Genomic DNA, 13,966 nt, shown 5'->3' with positions numbered 1-13,966 from the left:
TTTTCATCGACGTTTGGTCTGCCCGTCGACTTATCTCAGCCGTCGACGGGCAACTACTGCCATACTGCCCGCCCAATAAAACGGATCCGCAACCAATCGGATTGCGTTGACAACAACAATGTATTTCCAGGGGAAGTCTGCAACGTGACGGAATTTGATATCGGCGAGTTTTTTATCCGGGGTGAAGCCAGAGAAGTCGAGGGTGAATTCCAGGCCGTGATTGTCATGCGCGCCAAACCTCCGCTCAAGACCGTGACCTATCACCAGGTCGAAAAGGATCGCTGGTTCAAAACCCCGGATGTCGCTGCGATTGCGGCCCAGGAATCGGCCAGGGAACTGAAGGCGGCGGTCGATGCCGGGGCACTGAAAGCCTGATAGCCGGATTGGCGGTCTATGCTCTGTGTTGCGTTTGAACATCGTGATCGAACTCCACCCGTGCGGCGCCCTCGAAACCAGGAGACCGCACGTCGCCCCTCGACCCGACTGATGACCTGCAAGGAGATGAAGATGGAATCACCGACACATGACTTGAAAGGCCTGTTCGACCAGCTCGGCCTGGACTCGAGCCAGAAAGCGATCGACGACTTCATTGCCGGCCATTCCCTGCCCGACGACAAGAAGCTCATCGACGCCGAGTTCTGGTCACCGCAGCAGGCCGGCTTCCTCAAGGAACAACTGCGCGAAGACGCAGACTGGGCGCGGGTGGTCGACGACCTGAACCTGCGCATGCACCAGACCCACTGAGCACTTCAATGCAGGCTGTCAGGTCGTTCGGCGTTCAATTGCGCCAACCAGGCAGTCCTGCACTCCTCCGCTTCGTCGCGACTGGAGAACGCCGTGCCCCGGCGCTCGCCATTGAGCAACACCACCCAGCAAACCTTGCGTCCCATGGAGCGCAGATTGGCAGGTACGCCGCTGCCGATCATGACCGCGACATCAACTTTGCCTTGCATGCTGACCTCGAACTTCATTAGCAACCTAATTAATAGGTATGCTAGTTAAATTTTCGACGAGGAAACAGCAAAACGCTGCACAGGTCAGTTGCAGGATTTGTAACAATCCCTCAAGGATGAACACTGTAACTGTGGCGAGGGAGCTTGCTCCCGTTGGACTGCGAAGCAGTCCCTGCTCTTTAGGAAAAAGGAGGGGCCGCTTCGCAGCCCAGCGGGAGCAAGCTCCCTCGCCACAGATTACTTGTTGTTCGCTCCAGCATTAGCGGTTTCTAGCGCGGTTTTTCCGGCTTGTAGCCCAGGCGCAAACCGCCCCAATGCCGGCCCTTGAGCATGATCGGCACCGAGAGGTCGTGCATCAATTCGCCGGTGTCGCGGGTATAGGTTTGCAGCAGCACGGCCTTCTGATGATTGCCGCAGCGGATCCCGGTGCGGTCGGCGAACTTGCGTTTGGTCCGGTTCTGCAAGGCATCGACCTGCGCGTCCCCCGTCAGCGGTTGGCTGAACGCATGGTTGTGGGTCGGCACATAACCCTGCTGGGTGCAGGCGATGGCGAACACCAATCCTTCGTGACGCGGCAACAAGGGTTCCTGGATCGTTGGCAAAACCTGATCTGTGTAGCGGTCGAAACGCGTCTGGTACTTGGTCGGGCTGGTGTTGGGGATGACCTGGTAGTTGCGGTCGAACAGATCGTCCAGGCTGATTCGACCGGCATCGATATCCGCCTCGAAACGTTCTGCAATCCGGCTCGCGCCTTCCCGGGCCAGGTCATAGATCCGCTGGTGATAATCATCCAGCCCCACCTCGGCCAGTCGCTCGCTGATGGTTTCAGCCTGGCCTTCCATTTGCACCGCCGCCTGGGCCAGACGCTGGGTCTGCTGGTCGCTGACCGCCAGGTCGCTGCGCATCTGTTCGATGGCGTGAAACAGGCTGTCGAGCTGTTCACGGTTGGTGTCTGCGCCCTGGGCGATTTCCCCGACCTGGGACTCGACACTGGCCGCCAGACGGGCAATGTTCTCCAGGTGCTGCCCCGTGCGCTCGACCTGCTCGACGCCGGTGTCGAGATCGCTGGACAGTTGGCGGATCTGCTCCACCACCTGCGCGGTACGTTGCTGGATATCGGCCACCATCTCGCCGACTTCGCCCGTCGCGGTCGCCGTGCGCGCGGCAAGCCCGCGCACCTCATCGGCCACCACGGCAAACCCGCGGCCGTGCTCCCCCGCCCGCGCCGCTTCAATAGCGGCGTTCAACGCCAACAGGTTGGTCTGGCTGGCGATGGACTGAATCACCAGGGTCACGCGCTGGATATCATCGCTGCGCAGGCTCAAGGCTTCGATCAGTTCACGGCTGTTGCTGGCGCGTTGGCTGAGCTGGTGCATGCGTGCAATGGACTCGATCAGTTCCGTACGCCCCACCGCGCCGCATTGATGAGCCTCGCTGGCGGCGCTCAGCGCCTGGCGACTGAGCAGCGAGGTGGCGTGTTCGGTGGTAATCATGACCTCGGCGTTGCTGACGATCTGTGCCGCCGCCGAGAGCTGCGATTGCAGTTTTTCCGCCAGTTGCCGAACCGAGAACGCCACCCCGGCGGCCGAGAGCGCGTTATGGCTGGTGGTGTAGGAAAGATCGCGAGTCAACTCGCCGATGGCATCGGGGTTGTCGGGGGAAGCCGCCTGTGGGGTCGCGCGCGAACGCAAGCGAGGCAGCCAGATGATCAGTACGGCCAGGGGCAGGCCAAGGTAGAGCGACCCACCGCCCAGCGTCATGCCACATAACAACAGCATCAGGGCGATGCTTTGCAGCGTCGGTGTCAGCCAGCGGTTTTTCGGCAACAGCACTGGTGCAGGCACTGCCGCAGCCAGAGACCCGTCTCTTGTCATCATCGTCACCCCGGAAAACTTCTAATTGTTGTCATCGCATTAAACGCCAGCATAAGGCCATTATCCATGAGCCTTTAGTCGCGAACCTTGCAGCAGATCAACAGAAGAATCGGGAAATCGCAGACGACAGAAAACAAAGATCGCAGCCTTCAGCAGCACCTACGGAACAAATGTAGGAGCTGCCGAAGGCTGCGATCTTTTCCAGGCAGCCCGGTATAACTGGGCTACCTCACAGAATCAGGCCTGACGCTGGTGCTTGTCGATTTGCTCGTGACGCTCTTGAGCTTCGATGCAGTACTTGGTGGTCGGGCTGATCAGCAGGCGCTTGAGGCCAATCGGCTCGCCGCTGTCGTCGCACCAGCCAAAGCTGTCTTCCTTGATGCGCTCAAGGGCTTGTTCCAACTGAGGCAGCATGCGCTGGTCGCGATCGATCGCGTTCACCAGCCAGGTGCGCTCTTCTTCGACCGAAGCCGCGTCTGCCGGATCGGCCGGGGTGTCCAGGCTTTCGATGGCGATGCGGTTCTGTTCGATGCGCTCATGGGTTTCGACTTTCATGTTCTGCAACAGCTCGGAGAAAAAAGCATGTTGCTCGGCATTCATGTAGTCATCCGCCGGCATGGCCAGCAACTTGTCCTTTGTCATTGATATCTCTATAAAAAAACGTGCATTAAGGCGAATTAGGGAGCGTTCCGGCAGACCTGGGCAGGCCATCGGAAAGGCGCCGTTTGTTCCAAGCGCCACCCGGCACTCAATTTACGAGGGGCGGCAGTCTAAGGCCGACTTGAGGCCTCAGCAACTGAAAAGACAGCGAATTTGTCCGACAAAGCCCTGAAAATGCTCTACGGCAGGCTTTGAGGCGGTAATCGGAGTGCGTTTATAGCAAGAAATTCAATCGAGCGGCTGTATATAGAAGACAAACGGCCTGCACGGGGCCATTTTCCCCGCCTTTTCCCCTGCCATTTGCATGGCTGCGAACCTCAGCTAAGGTTGTCCCTCCCGAAATGGCCATATAAAGGAAAGGACCATGAAGCTGATCGGTATGCTGGACTCGCCCTATGTCAGGCGCGCCGCCATTTCTGCCAAATGCCTGGGAATCACGCTGGAACATCAATCGGTCTCGGTGTTCCGCCACTTCGAACAATTCCGGCAGATCAACCCGGTGGTCAAGGCGCCTACGCTGGTGCTGGATGACGGTGAGGTGTTGATGGATTCGACGCTGATCATCGACTACCTGGAAACCCTGGCCGATAGCAGCCTGATGCCCGTCGAACCGGCTCGGCGCCTGCGCGCGTTGCGCCTGATCGGCCTGGCGCTGGCCGCCAGCGAAAAATCCGTGCAGCTTTACTACGAGCGCAACCTGCGGCCGGCGGAAATTCAGTTCGAGCCTTGGGTGCAGCGGGTCGAAGGACAACTGGTGGCGGCCTGGTCGGCACTGGAGCGGGAGCTGGAAAAGCAGCCGCTGAAGACTGAGGGTGCGATCGAGCAGGACGGCATCACGCTGGCGGTGGCCTGGAGCTTTACCAACCTGGTGGTGCCGGATCAGGTGAGTGCGGCGCAGTTTCCGCGAATTGCCGCGTTCACGGCGTATGCCGAAGGGCTTGAGGTGTTTGTCAGTACGCCGATTGACTGACGGATTCATTTCGCCTCTTCGACCGCCATCGCGAGCAAGTCGGATCGCCGCACCGTCGCTCCCACAGGGAATCACGCTTTCCTGTGGGAGCGGCGGTGCGGCGATCCGACTTGCTCGCGAAGCTTTTATAGCTTCAGTCGAATCAATGCACAAACAACGCAATCAAGATAATGATCGGGATCGGCACGCCGAGAAAGAACAGCAGTAATGAACGCATGGTAGTTCTCCTGGATTAACGAATCGGTGCAGCGGTGACGTAGGTATCGGTTTCCAGATACACCACCGCATCCCGGCGACGACCACCGAAGGTTGCGGCAAGGCTGGCGAAAAACGCACCGGCCAACAGCGCAACGAACATCCACAGCGTGGTCCACGCCGCCACTTTCGCAGCGGTGTCAGCGGCTTGTTGAGCGGCCAGCTTGGCGTCGGCCACGGCCTTCTGGGTGCGGGCATAGACTTCATCGACACGACGTTCGGCGTCGGCCTGAGTGAGGTTGGTCCGTTGCGCGACCAGTTGCGCCAGGTAAGTCCGGTCTTCGGCGGCCAGTTCACCCCTGTTCAGGGAACGCACAAAGATCCGGGTGACGGTGCCCCGGGCCGCATCATCGCTGACGGCAACCGGGCGATCATCACGGAACAGGCTGTCGACGAAGTAACCGTACTCATCGCCTTGGGTATTGCCCGCCGCAGTGCCCACGGCTTGCGTCGCGGCACTGGCCGCACCGCCGACCATGTTCGCCCCGGCCTGCACGCCACCACCGACCAGACTGCTGACCGATCCGGCGACCAGCGTGGCCGTCACCAGCGTCGCCACGCACCAGGCCAGAAAACCATGGGCCGTGTCGCGAAAGTAAACTTCATCGCCGTGCATGTACGCCCACTTCACCCGCAGTCGCCCGGCGATGTAACCGCCAAGCCCCGAAGCGACAATCTGGGTGAAGGCCAGCCAGACAATGGTCGAGATCCCCAGGCCTTTGGCGCTTACGCCTTCATTGGCCCAGGGCGATACCGCCGAAAAACCCAGGCCAAAGCCGAGCAACACCAGGATCAGCGACAACGCCGCCGCGGCAGCGGCACCCGCGAAAATCGCTCCCCAGGACACGCCGGACAGCGTCGTGGACTCGTCCATGGCGGGATAGAAACCGTCAGAGGATCTATTCATAGTTGTATCGCTCCAGGCAGAAAGATGGTGTTACAACTCTTCAAGGAAGGAATTGCAGTCACCGTGCCAGTCACGCACTTTGAATAAATCGTTGCGCTTCAATCGCTTAGAAAGTTTGAACTTCCCAGTCCCATGCAAACTGCAAGGAACAGGTTGAGCCAACGGGTTTTATGCATGGGTTATTTGCGCTTATAGCTTTTATTGCCACTGGGGGTCAGGCAGTAAACGCCGCCTCTTGGCCCGGTACAAAACGAACCGGTGCCACAGGAGCACCCCTGCGTGTCCTGGATAAACGCTTGTGGACGTGCCTGGGTCTGACCGCCGAACATGGCCGAGCAACTTTTTTTCGAGCCGCTGATGGAGCCGTCGTTACACAGGAACAGATCGCCGTCGCAGCGATCGATTCCACCCTTTTTGCCGGAGCAGGGTGTATTGCCAGCCCAGGCAGATGAACTGAACACACTGAACAACAACAGACAAATCGGCATCCAGCCATGGCGGATCGAGTTACGCACAATGCAGCACCCCATTGAAGTTATGGCTCAATGATATCAATGTTGCGAACGGGACCCCGCCCAGATGAAAGTTAATTTATTAAGTCGCGGTTTTTTCTTGGCAAAATGCTCGCAACTTCGTATTGAACTGCAAATCAGGCCAGCCTTATGACCCGCATCTTGACCATCGAAGACGACGCCGTGACCGCCCGGGAAATTGTCGCCGAACTGAGTAGCCACGGCCTCGACGTCGACTGGGTCGACAATGGCCGCGAAGGGCTGGAGCGTGCGGTGAGCGGTAACTATGACCTGATCACCCTCGACCGCATGTTGCCCGAGCTCGATGGCCTGGCGATCGTCACCACGCTGCGGACCATGGGCGTGGCGACGCCGATCCTGATGATCAGCGCACTGTCAGACGTCGATGAGCGCGTGCGCGGCTTGCGCGCCGGCGGCGACGACTACCTGACCAAACCCTTCGCCACCGATGAAATGGCCGCCCGGGTCGAAGTCCTGCTGCGCCGGCAGAACACCGTGACCGCCCAGGCCACCACGTTGCGGGTGGCGGACCTGGAGCTGAACCTGATCAGCCACGAAGCGAGCCGCGACGGTCAACTGCTGACGCTGTTGCCCACCGAGTACAAACTGCTGGAATTCCTGATGCGCAATACCGGGCAAATCCTCTCGCGGATGATGATTTTCGAAGAAGTCTGGGGTTACCACTTCGACCCCGGCACCAACCTGATCGACGTACACATCGGCCGTCTGCGCAAGAAAATCGACCCGCCTGGCAATGTCCCACTGATTCGGACCGTGCGAGGCTCCGGTTATGTCATTGCCGAACCCGTCTAAAGGCTGGCGCTCTTCCAGCAGCCGTTTGCTGGCGCTCTACAGTTCGCTGTTCGTGATCTGGAGCGGGATCCTCATGGGGGTCATGTACTACGAGGTTTCCGCTTACCTGGACAACCTGGCCAAGCACTCACTGATGCAGCGCCAGCACCTGTTTTCGCGCTTCTCGGGCGAGCAACTGGTGGACGCCCTCGCCGTCAGCATGACCTTCGACATCCGCGGCATCGACGCCTATGGCCTGTTCGATGCCCGGCACCATTACCTCAGCGGCGCCCTGCGCTACATTCCGGACGGCTTGCCGCTCGATGGCAAGATCCACATGCTGCGCGACTGCGATGCCTCCGGCGACAATGATGACCAGACGCTGCCCGCCGACAGTTGCGACGCCGTGGCGACCCGCACCCTCGACGGCCGCTGGCTGGTGCTGGTGCGCGACAACGGTTCGCTGTTCGCCGTGACCCGCATCATTCTTCACGCGCTGTTCTGGGGGGTGACCCTGACCATCCTGCCGGGCATCGTCGGCTGGTATCTGCTGCGGCGCCGGCCGTTGCGCCGCATCCGCGGGATCCAGGCCAGTGCCGAAGCCATAGTCGCCGGCGACCTGAGCCGGCGCCTGCCACTGTCCAATCGGCGTGACGAACTGGACATGCTCGCCGCCATCGTCAACGCCATGCTCGAACGCATCGAGCGCCTGATGCACGAGGTCAAGGGTGTGTGCGACAACATCGCCCATGACCTGCGCACGCCCCTGACCCGTCTGCGCGCGCAGCTTTACCGCATGCAGCAGCAAGCCGGCGAAGGCTCGCCGCAGGCCATGCAACTGGACCTGGTGCTGGCCGAAGCCGATACGCTGATGGCGCGTTTCCGTGGCCTGCTGCGGATTTCCGAACTGGAAGATCGCCGGCGCCGCTCCGGTTTCGTGCAACTGGACCCCGTGGCGTTGCTGCAGGAACTGCATGAGTTCTACCTGCCCCTGGCGGAAGACGACGGCCTGGTTTTCCAGCTGCACCTGCCCGCGTCATTGCCACCTCTCAACGGCGACCGGGCGCTGCTGTTTGAAGCCGTGGCGAACCTGCTCAGCAACTCGATCAAGTTCACCCCGCCCGGTGGTGCGGTGATCCTGCGCGGGGTCAATGCTGGCGGGCATACACGAATCGAAGTGCTCGACTCCGGCCCCGGCATTCCCGAGGCGGAGCGTGAAGCGGTATTCCAGCGTTTCTATCGCGCCGAGGCCGGCAATCAAAAGACCGGCTTCGGACTGGGCCTGTCCATCGTCGCGGCGATTGTCAGCCTGCACGGGTTTACGCTGGAGGTGGGCAGCAGCGAACTGGGCGGTGCGCGGTTGGTGCTTGATTGTCGGGAAAGCTTGATACCGCAGACTTGAAAAGCAAAAGATCGCAGCCTGCGGCAGCTCCTACAGGGTTTTGTGTACACCTGTAGGAGCTGCCGAAGGCTGCGATCTTTTAAAAATCTCAACCCGGGTAGTTGGCCCGCAATGCTTGCAATCCACCGGAGTAAATCCCGGTAAACAACGCCTCCACTTCCTCGTTGCTCACACCCACCGGTTCAAACCGCCCGGACCAGGTCACCCGCGCGCCCTCGCCTTGCGCCTGGACCTTGATCGTCGCCAGATAATCAGTCGCCGGAAAGGGTGCCAGCTCAATCGAGTAGCTGTAGGTTCGGCCCGCGTTGTCGAAGGTTTGCAGGCGTTCGATCACCACCGCGCCATCCGCCGTTTGCAGGCTGCGCACGCGCCCGCCGTCACTGAGCTCGCTCCTGGGAATGAACGGCAGCCAGTCCGGCAGCGAGTTGAACCCGCCAATCAATTGCCAGACCTGCTCGGCCGAAGCCGGGATGTCGATGAAGGCTGTTGCAGTTGCCATGAAATGCTTTCTCCAATCAATAAGGTTCAGATGGCCAGGCTGTCGACGACACCGCCGTCGACCCGCAAGGCAGCACCGGTGGTGGCCGAGGATAACGGCGAAGCGATGTAGGCCACCAGATTCGCAACCTCCTCGACGTCCGCCACGCGCTGGATGATCGACGTCGGCCGGGCCTTGCGCACGAACGCATCGGCTTCGTCCCGGGCACTGCGCCCGGATTCGGCCGTGGCGTCCTTGAGCATGTCCTCCAGGCCGTCGGTAAAGGTCGGGCCGGGCAGGATCGCGTTGACCGTCACCCCGGTGCCGGCCAGGCGTTTGGCCAGGCCATGGGACACCGCCAGGTTGGCGCTTTTGGTCACGCCATAGTTGATCATGTCCGCCGGGGTCGCCACGCCGGATTCCGAAGACAGGAAGATCACCCGCCCCCACCCCTGCTTGACCATGCCCGGCGTGTAGTGCCGGGACAGGCGCACACCGGAGATCACGTTGACCTCGTAGAAGCGCGTCCACTCACTGTCCGGGGCGTCGTAGAAATCCACCGTATTGAAGATCCCGAGGTTGTTCACCAGGATGTCTGCCCGTGGTTCGGCGGCGAACAGTTTTTCGGCGCCTTCGGCGGTGCCCAGGTCGGCGGTCACGCCACGCAATTGCGCAGCAGGAACACGCTGACGGATGCTCGCCAGTGCCTGCTCGACCTTGGCCGTATCGCGGCCGATCACCACCACCGTGGCGCCCGCCTCGGCCAGCGCCTGGCTGATGCCCAGGCCGATGCCGGCGGTACTGCCGCTGACAATTGCCAGTTTTCCGCTCAAATCAATCTTCATGTTCAAGCTCCAATGAGGGGCAAGGGCGCACGCTCGGAAACCAGCTTGGCCTCACGCAACGCCTGCCAGAAAGCAGCGGGAATCACCGCCGACAACGCGGCCACGTCTTCGGCAATCCGCTGCGGACGGCTGGAACCAGGAATCACCGCGGCGACTGCCGGGTTAGCCAGCGAAAACTGCAATGCGGCGGCCTTGACGTCGACGCCATGGGCCCCCGCGATACGCTTGATCTGCTCGACCTTGTCGATGATCGCCGGGCCGGCCTTCTGGTATTCGAAGTGCGCGCCACCGGCCAGGATGCCCGAGCTGTAAGGACCGCCGACCACGATTTCGACCTGCTGCGCCAGGGCGGCGTCCATCAAACGCTGCAAGGCGCGATCATGGTCCAGAAGAGTGTAGCGACCCGCCAGCAGAAAACCGTCCGGCTGCGCTTCGCTCAGATCAAGGGTCAGCTCGCAGGGTTCGACCTTGTTCACCCCCAGGCCCCAGCCCTTGATCACGCCTTCCTCGCGCAAGCGTGTGAGCACTTTGAACGCGCCGGTGCGGGCCTGGTTGAAGTACTCCAGCCATTGATCGCCGTAGAAGTCCTGGGCGATATCGTGGACCCAGACGATGTCCAGGCGGTCGGTTTGCAGGCGCTTGAGGCTGTCTTCGATGGAGCGCAGGGTCGCGTCGGCGCTGTAGTCGTTGACGATTTTGTTCGGCAGGCCGTGCTCGAACACCCCGCTCTTCTCGCCCAGGTCACGGGCGGCGGTGTCTTCGACTTCATCGAGGATCACCCGGCCGACCTTGCTGCTCAGTACATAGTCGTCGCGGTTGTAGCGGGCCAATGCGGCGCCGAGGCGAATTTCCGACAGGCCGGAACCGTAGAACGGCGCGGTATCGAAGTAACGCACGCCGGCGTCCCAGGCGGCATGGACGGTGGCCATCGCCTCGTCTTCGGGAATGGCGCGGAACATGTTGCCCAGTGGGGCGGTGCCCAAACCCAGCGCGCCGGGCAGTTTGTCTTTCAAGCTCATGGATAAGTCCTCTTGAGTATCAGGTCAACCTGTGGGAGCCGGCTTGCCGGCGATGGCGCCGGAACAGCCGAAGCAGGTGTCGCCTGACGAACCGCTATCGCCGGCAAGCCGGCTCCTACAGAAGGGCCACCTCGTTGCAGGTGACCGTTGAGCCGATCCTAGATTGCGAGCATCGGACCGTCCAAGACATAATGTGCAGCACTTGAGTCCCTGAAGGTCTGACATGATCGACATCCGCCAATTGCGCTACTTCGTCGCCGTCGCCGAGGAAGAACACGTCGGACGCGCCGCCGAACGCCTGCATATTTCCCAATCGCCCCTGAGCCGGCAGATCGCCCAGCTCGAAGAACGCCTGGGCCTGACCCTGTTCGAGCGCAGCCAGCAACGCATTCGCCTGACCCGCGACGGCCAGACCTTCCTCGCCGAAACCCGCGCCCTGCTGACCCACGCCAATCGCCTGGAATCCCTCGGCAAACGCCTGGGGCGCGGCGAGGAAGGCGGCCTGTGCATCGGCTACATCGAAAATGCCATGCACGCCGGCGTGCTGCCCAATGCCTTGCGCGTGCTGCGGGTCAACCGGCCGAACGTACACGTGGCGCTGTACAACCTGCGCTCGGCCGAACAACTCGAAGGCTTGCGCCAGCGTAGCCTGGACATCGCCCTGGTCAGCGAACCACCGGCCGAAGACGACCCGGACCTGTTGGGTTTTCAGGTGCTGGACGACCCGATGCTGCTGGCCCTGCCCGAGCACCATCCGCTGGCACAACAGGCCGTGCTGACCCCGGCAGACCTCGCCGGTCAGGAGTGGATTGGCGTGCAACACCAGAATGTCGCCAGCCGCGAAAACTTCGTCAGCGCCTGCATCCGCGCCGGCTTCACTCCGGATATCCGCATGGAAGCCACCGGCCCGTTCACCGCCATGGCACTGGTGGCCTCGGGACTGGGCATCGCCATGATCCAGAAAGGCTTGAGCCGCAACGCACCGCCGGGCGTGGTGCTGCGGGAAGTGCCGTGGATTTCCCTCACCCGACCGCTGTGGGCGGCGTGGCACCGGATCAATTTGCGGCCGTTGGTGGAGACTTTCCGCAAAATGTTGACCGAGCCTGAATCCACCCCATGAACCTGTGGGAGCGGGCTTGCTCGCGAAGGCGTCGGCATTGCCAGCAATGTTGTCGACTGGCACACCGCTTTCGCGAGCAAGCCCGCTCCCACAGGTTTCGTGCCCAGCCCAAAGCCATGTTTTTGTCGTGACAACCGCATATTAAACATCGACTGACCGCCCTTGTTTAACGGCTGTCAGCGTAACTTGATGAAAGCTACAGCGCCTTGCGTCATTGCCTACGGTTACGCCGGAATCCGCCGGCTTACGCGCCATGAGTCCGGGCTTTATCGTTAGCCGGTCGCTGAAAAACAGCGATCGGGTTTGATAGCCCGGAGTACTGCGCGTAGCGCCACTTCAAGCAGTTGCTGCTTTTATGGTCGTCATGCTCGGTGAACTGGCGGTAAACCGGGCACTGGATAACCTCGATCCCCCTTAAGCCCGCGCAACACCCTGTATTGGAATCACCTGCACTGTAGGAGCTGCCGCAGGCTGCGATCTTTTGATCTTGCTTTTCTACAATCAAGATCAAAAGATCGCAGCCTGCGGCAGCTCCTACAGAAAAGCGTGTTCAACCAAGGCCGGGCACACCCGCCAATCCGCGCTTTTATTGCAAGGATCGTTTGATTTCGGTGCTTTACTGGAAAGACCGCAAACCCAGCGAGCCCGCCACCATGAACCGCAACGACCTGCGCCGCGTGGACATGAACCTGCTGGTGATTTTCGAAACCCTGATGTTCGAGAAGAACCTGACCCGGGCCGGGGAAAAACTGTTCCTCGGTCAACCTGCTGTCAGTGCGTCGCTGGCCAAGCTGCGCGATCTGTTCGACGACCCGCTGCTGGTGCGCAACGGTCGGAGCCTGGAGCCGACCCCGCGGGCGTTGCAGATTCTCAAGGAGTTGCAGCCGGCGATGGACACCATTTCCGGGGCAGTCAGCCGGGCCAAGGATTTCGAGCCCTCCACCAGTCGCGAGGTGTTTCGCATCGGCTTGTCCGACGACGCCGAATTCGGGCTCTTTCCGCCGCTGCTCAAGCAGATTCGCGAAGAAGCGCAGAACGTTGTGGTGGTGGTGCGCCGGGTGAATTTCCTGCTGATGTCGTCGATGCTGGCCAGCGGCGAGATTTCCGTCGGTATCAGCTACACCACGGAATTGCCGGCCAACGCCAAGCGCAAGAAATTGCGCGACCTGAGTGTGAAGATCCTGCGCGGCGATGACCGGCCCGGCCCGTTGACCCTCGACGAGTTCTGCGAACGCCCTCACGCACTGGTGTCGTTTTCCGGGGATCTGAGCGGTGCCATCGACAATGACCTGGCCCGCATCGGCCGTTCGCGCCGGGTGGTGCTGGCGGTGCCACAATTCGCGGGCTTGCGGGCCTTGCTGGCGGGTACCGACATGCTCGCCACCGTACCGGATTATGCGGCCAGTGCGCTGATCGAAGGCAGCAGCCAGTTACGGGCGGACGATGCGCCCTTTGAAATCAACCTGTCCGAACTGTCGATGGTCTGGAACGGGGTCAGCGATAACGATCCGGCAGAACGCTGGTTGCGTTCGAAAATTGCACAGCACATGGCGGTGCCACCGTCGGGGCATTGATCGACTGCAGGAGCACCGGTTCGGATTCGCGCAGGTACACCGGCATGTCGGTCACCGGTGGCATGGCCGGAATCTCGAAGTACATCTGCACCACCCAGCCGCGGTGGTAGCTGGCATGGTTGACCACATGCATCAGCATCGCGCCGGCGCTCATGGTGCCGCTTTCGCCCGAGACAAAGGTGAACTCCACAGGCTTGTCCAGGGAGGCATCGGTTTGCCGGGCGCTCCAGTCGCAGTACCAGCGGTCGATCTCTTTTTGCGCCTGGCGCAGTTCCGACAGGTCGGCATGCAGCAGATCGTGCGAGGTCTTGAAGCCATGTCCCCGGCCTTCAAGGTGCGCCCGCCAGATGCAATCCACCACGTAGACATGATTGAGGGTGCCGATCATGTTGTTGAACACCGACACCCGTTGTTTTTTGACTTCGCCCGGAGGAAGCGCCGCAAGGCTGTCAAACAGACGCTGATTGGCCCAGCGTTTGTAATCGGCCAGCAGGCAGGCAGTGCGTACGGTGATCATCAGAGTTCTCCGATGGCAGTAAGCGCACTCCCTAGCATAGACCCGATGCCTGCAAGGCAGGGCCAGC

At 61.0% G+C, this 13,966-nt stretch carries 16 protein-coding genes; 7 read left to right on the top strand and 9 right to left on the bottom strand.

Going from position 1 to position 13,966, the window contains the following annotated elements; all coding sequences use genetic code 11:
- Positions 1–144: 144 nt before the first annotated feature.
- Entirely contained in the window at positions 145–375 is a 231-nt protein-coding gene (locus tag C9422_RS30830; protein ID WP_007973761.1) for a hypothetical protein, read from the top strand.
- Positions 376–507: 132 nt separating this feature from the next.
- A complete protein-coding gene (locus C9422_RS30825; RefSeq protein ID WP_007973758.1) occupies positions 508–744 on the top strand; it encodes a DUF2789 domain-containing protein in 237 nt (78 codons plus the stop codon).
- A 5-nt stretch (positions 745–749) separates the two neighbouring features.
- Here the strand turns inward: C9422_RS30825 and C9422_RS30820 are convergent, their stop codons facing one another.
- The 3 genes from C9422_RS30820 to C9422_RS30810 form a co-directional block, all read right to left on the bottom strand.
- The gene (locus tag C9422_RS30820) at positions 750–953 is read right to left on the bottom strand and encodes a hypothetical protein (RefSeq protein ID WP_116583276.1); all 204 of its coding nucleotides are present in this window, start codon (positions 951–953) and stop codon (positions 750–752) included.
- A 269-nt stretch (positions 954–1,222) separates the two neighbouring features.
- Positions 1,223–2,446, bottom strand: coding sequence for a methyl-accepting chemotaxis protein (locus C9422_RS30815; RefSeq protein ID WP_371924947.1), 1,224 nt, complete (start codon positions 2,444–2,446; stop codon positions 1,223–1,225).
- Positions 2,447–3,064: 618 nt separating this feature from the next.
- Positions 3,065–3,469: a TraR/DksA C4-type zinc finger protein gene (locus C9422_RS30810; protein WP_007935965.1), complete on the bottom strand. Its 405-nt coding sequence runs from the start codon at positions 3,467–3,469 to the stop codon at positions 3,065–3,067.
- 382 nt (positions 3,470–3,851) lie between these two features.
- Between C9422_RS30810 and C9422_RS30805 the strand changes: the two genes are divergently transcribed.
- Entirely contained in the window at positions 3,852–4,457 is a 606-nt protein-coding gene (locus C9422_RS30805) for a glutathione S-transferase (protein WP_007973752.1), read from the top strand.
- A 232-nt stretch (positions 4,458–4,689) separates the two neighbouring features.
- Here C9422_RS30805 and C9422_RS30800 read toward each other — a convergent pair whose 3' ends face one another.
- Both C9422_RS30800 and C9422_RS32720 read right to left on the bottom strand, forming a co-directional pair.
- Positions 4,690–5,619 (bottom strand): hypothetical protein, encoded by a 930-nt coding sequence (locus C9422_RS30800; protein WP_007973749.1) that lies wholly within the window; start codon positions 5,617–5,619, stop codon positions 4,690–4,692.
- Between the two features lie 179 nt (positions 5,620–5,798).
- A complete protein-coding gene (locus C9422_RS32720; RefSeq protein ID WP_007973747.1) occupies positions 5,799–6,149 on the bottom strand; it encodes a hypothetical protein in 351 nt (116 codons plus the stop codon).
- Between the two features lie 132 nt (positions 6,150–6,281).
- Here C9422_RS32720 and C9422_RS30790 point away from each other — a divergent pair, with 132 nt between their 5' ends.
- Positions 6,282–6,965 carry a response regulator transcription factor gene (locus C9422_RS30790; RefSeq protein ID WP_020796732.1) on the top strand — a complete coding sequence of 228 codons (684 nt, stop codon included), beginning with the start codon at positions 6,282–6,284 and terminating at the stop codon, positions 6,963–6,965.
- On the top strand, positions 6,943–8,346 hold the full coding sequence (locus C9422_RS30785) for a HAMP domain-containing sensor histidine kinase (RefSeq protein WP_116583260.1): 1,404 nt from the start codon (positions 6,943–6,945) through the stop codon (positions 8,344–8,346). Before C9422_RS30790 ends, C9422_RS30785 begins: the two co-directional genes overlap by 23 nt.
- Positions 8,347–8,434: 88 nt before the next feature.
- Here C9422_RS30785 and C9422_RS30780 read toward each other — a convergent pair whose 3' ends face one another.
- From C9422_RS30780 to C9422_RS30770, 3 genes are read right to left on the bottom strand one after another with little or no spacing between them, the layout of a single operon-like run.
- Positions 8,435–8,845 (bottom strand): SRPBCC family protein, encoded by a 411-nt coding sequence (locus C9422_RS30780; RefSeq protein WP_116583259.1) that lies wholly within the window; start codon positions 8,843–8,845, stop codon positions 8,435–8,437.
- Between the two features lie 26 nt (positions 8,846–8,871).
- On the bottom strand, positions 8,872–9,669 hold the full coding sequence (locus C9422_RS30775; protein WP_116583258.1) for an SDR family NAD(P)-dependent oxidoreductase: 798 nt from the start codon (positions 9,667–9,669) through the stop codon (positions 8,872–8,874).
- 2 nt (positions 9,670–9,671) lie between these two features.
- Positions 9,672–10,688, bottom strand: coding sequence for an aldo/keto reductase (locus tag C9422_RS30770; RefSeq protein WP_116583257.1), 1,017 nt, complete (start codon positions 10,686–10,688; stop codon positions 9,672–9,674).
- A 223-nt stretch (positions 10,689–10,911) separates the two neighbouring features.
- On the opposite strand from C9422_RS30770, the gene C9422_RS30765 reads away from it, so the two are divergent.
- Complete coding sequence (locus tag C9422_RS30765; protein WP_116583256.1) at positions 10,912–11,808, top strand: LysR substrate-binding domain-containing protein; 897 nt, start codon at positions 10,912–10,914, stop codon at positions 11,806–11,808.
- A gap of 653 nt (positions 11,809–12,461) precedes the next feature.
- Positions 12,462–13,382, top strand: coding sequence for a LysR family transcriptional regulator (locus C9422_RS30755; RefSeq protein ID WP_116583274.1), 921 nt, complete (start codon positions 12,462–12,464; stop codon positions 13,380–13,382).
- Here the strand turns inward: C9422_RS30755 and C9422_RS30750 are convergent.
- Positions 13,303–13,899 (bottom strand): DinB family protein, encoded by a 597-nt coding sequence (locus tag C9422_RS30750; protein WP_102675765.1) that lies wholly within the window; start codon positions 13,897–13,899, stop codon positions 13,303–13,305. The genes C9422_RS30755 and C9422_RS30750 overlap by 80 nt on opposite strands.
- Positions 13,900–13,966 lie beyond the last annotated feature (67 nt).

Origin of the sequence: Pseudomonas sp. B1(2018) (genome assembly GCF_003097365.1) — a bacterium.
GTDB lineage: Bacteria > Pseudomonadota > Gammaproteobacteria > Pseudomonadales > Pseudomonadaceae > Aquipseudomonas > Aquipseudomonas laurylsulfatiphila.
This window is presented reverse-complemented; position numbering and strand designations above follow the sequence as displayed.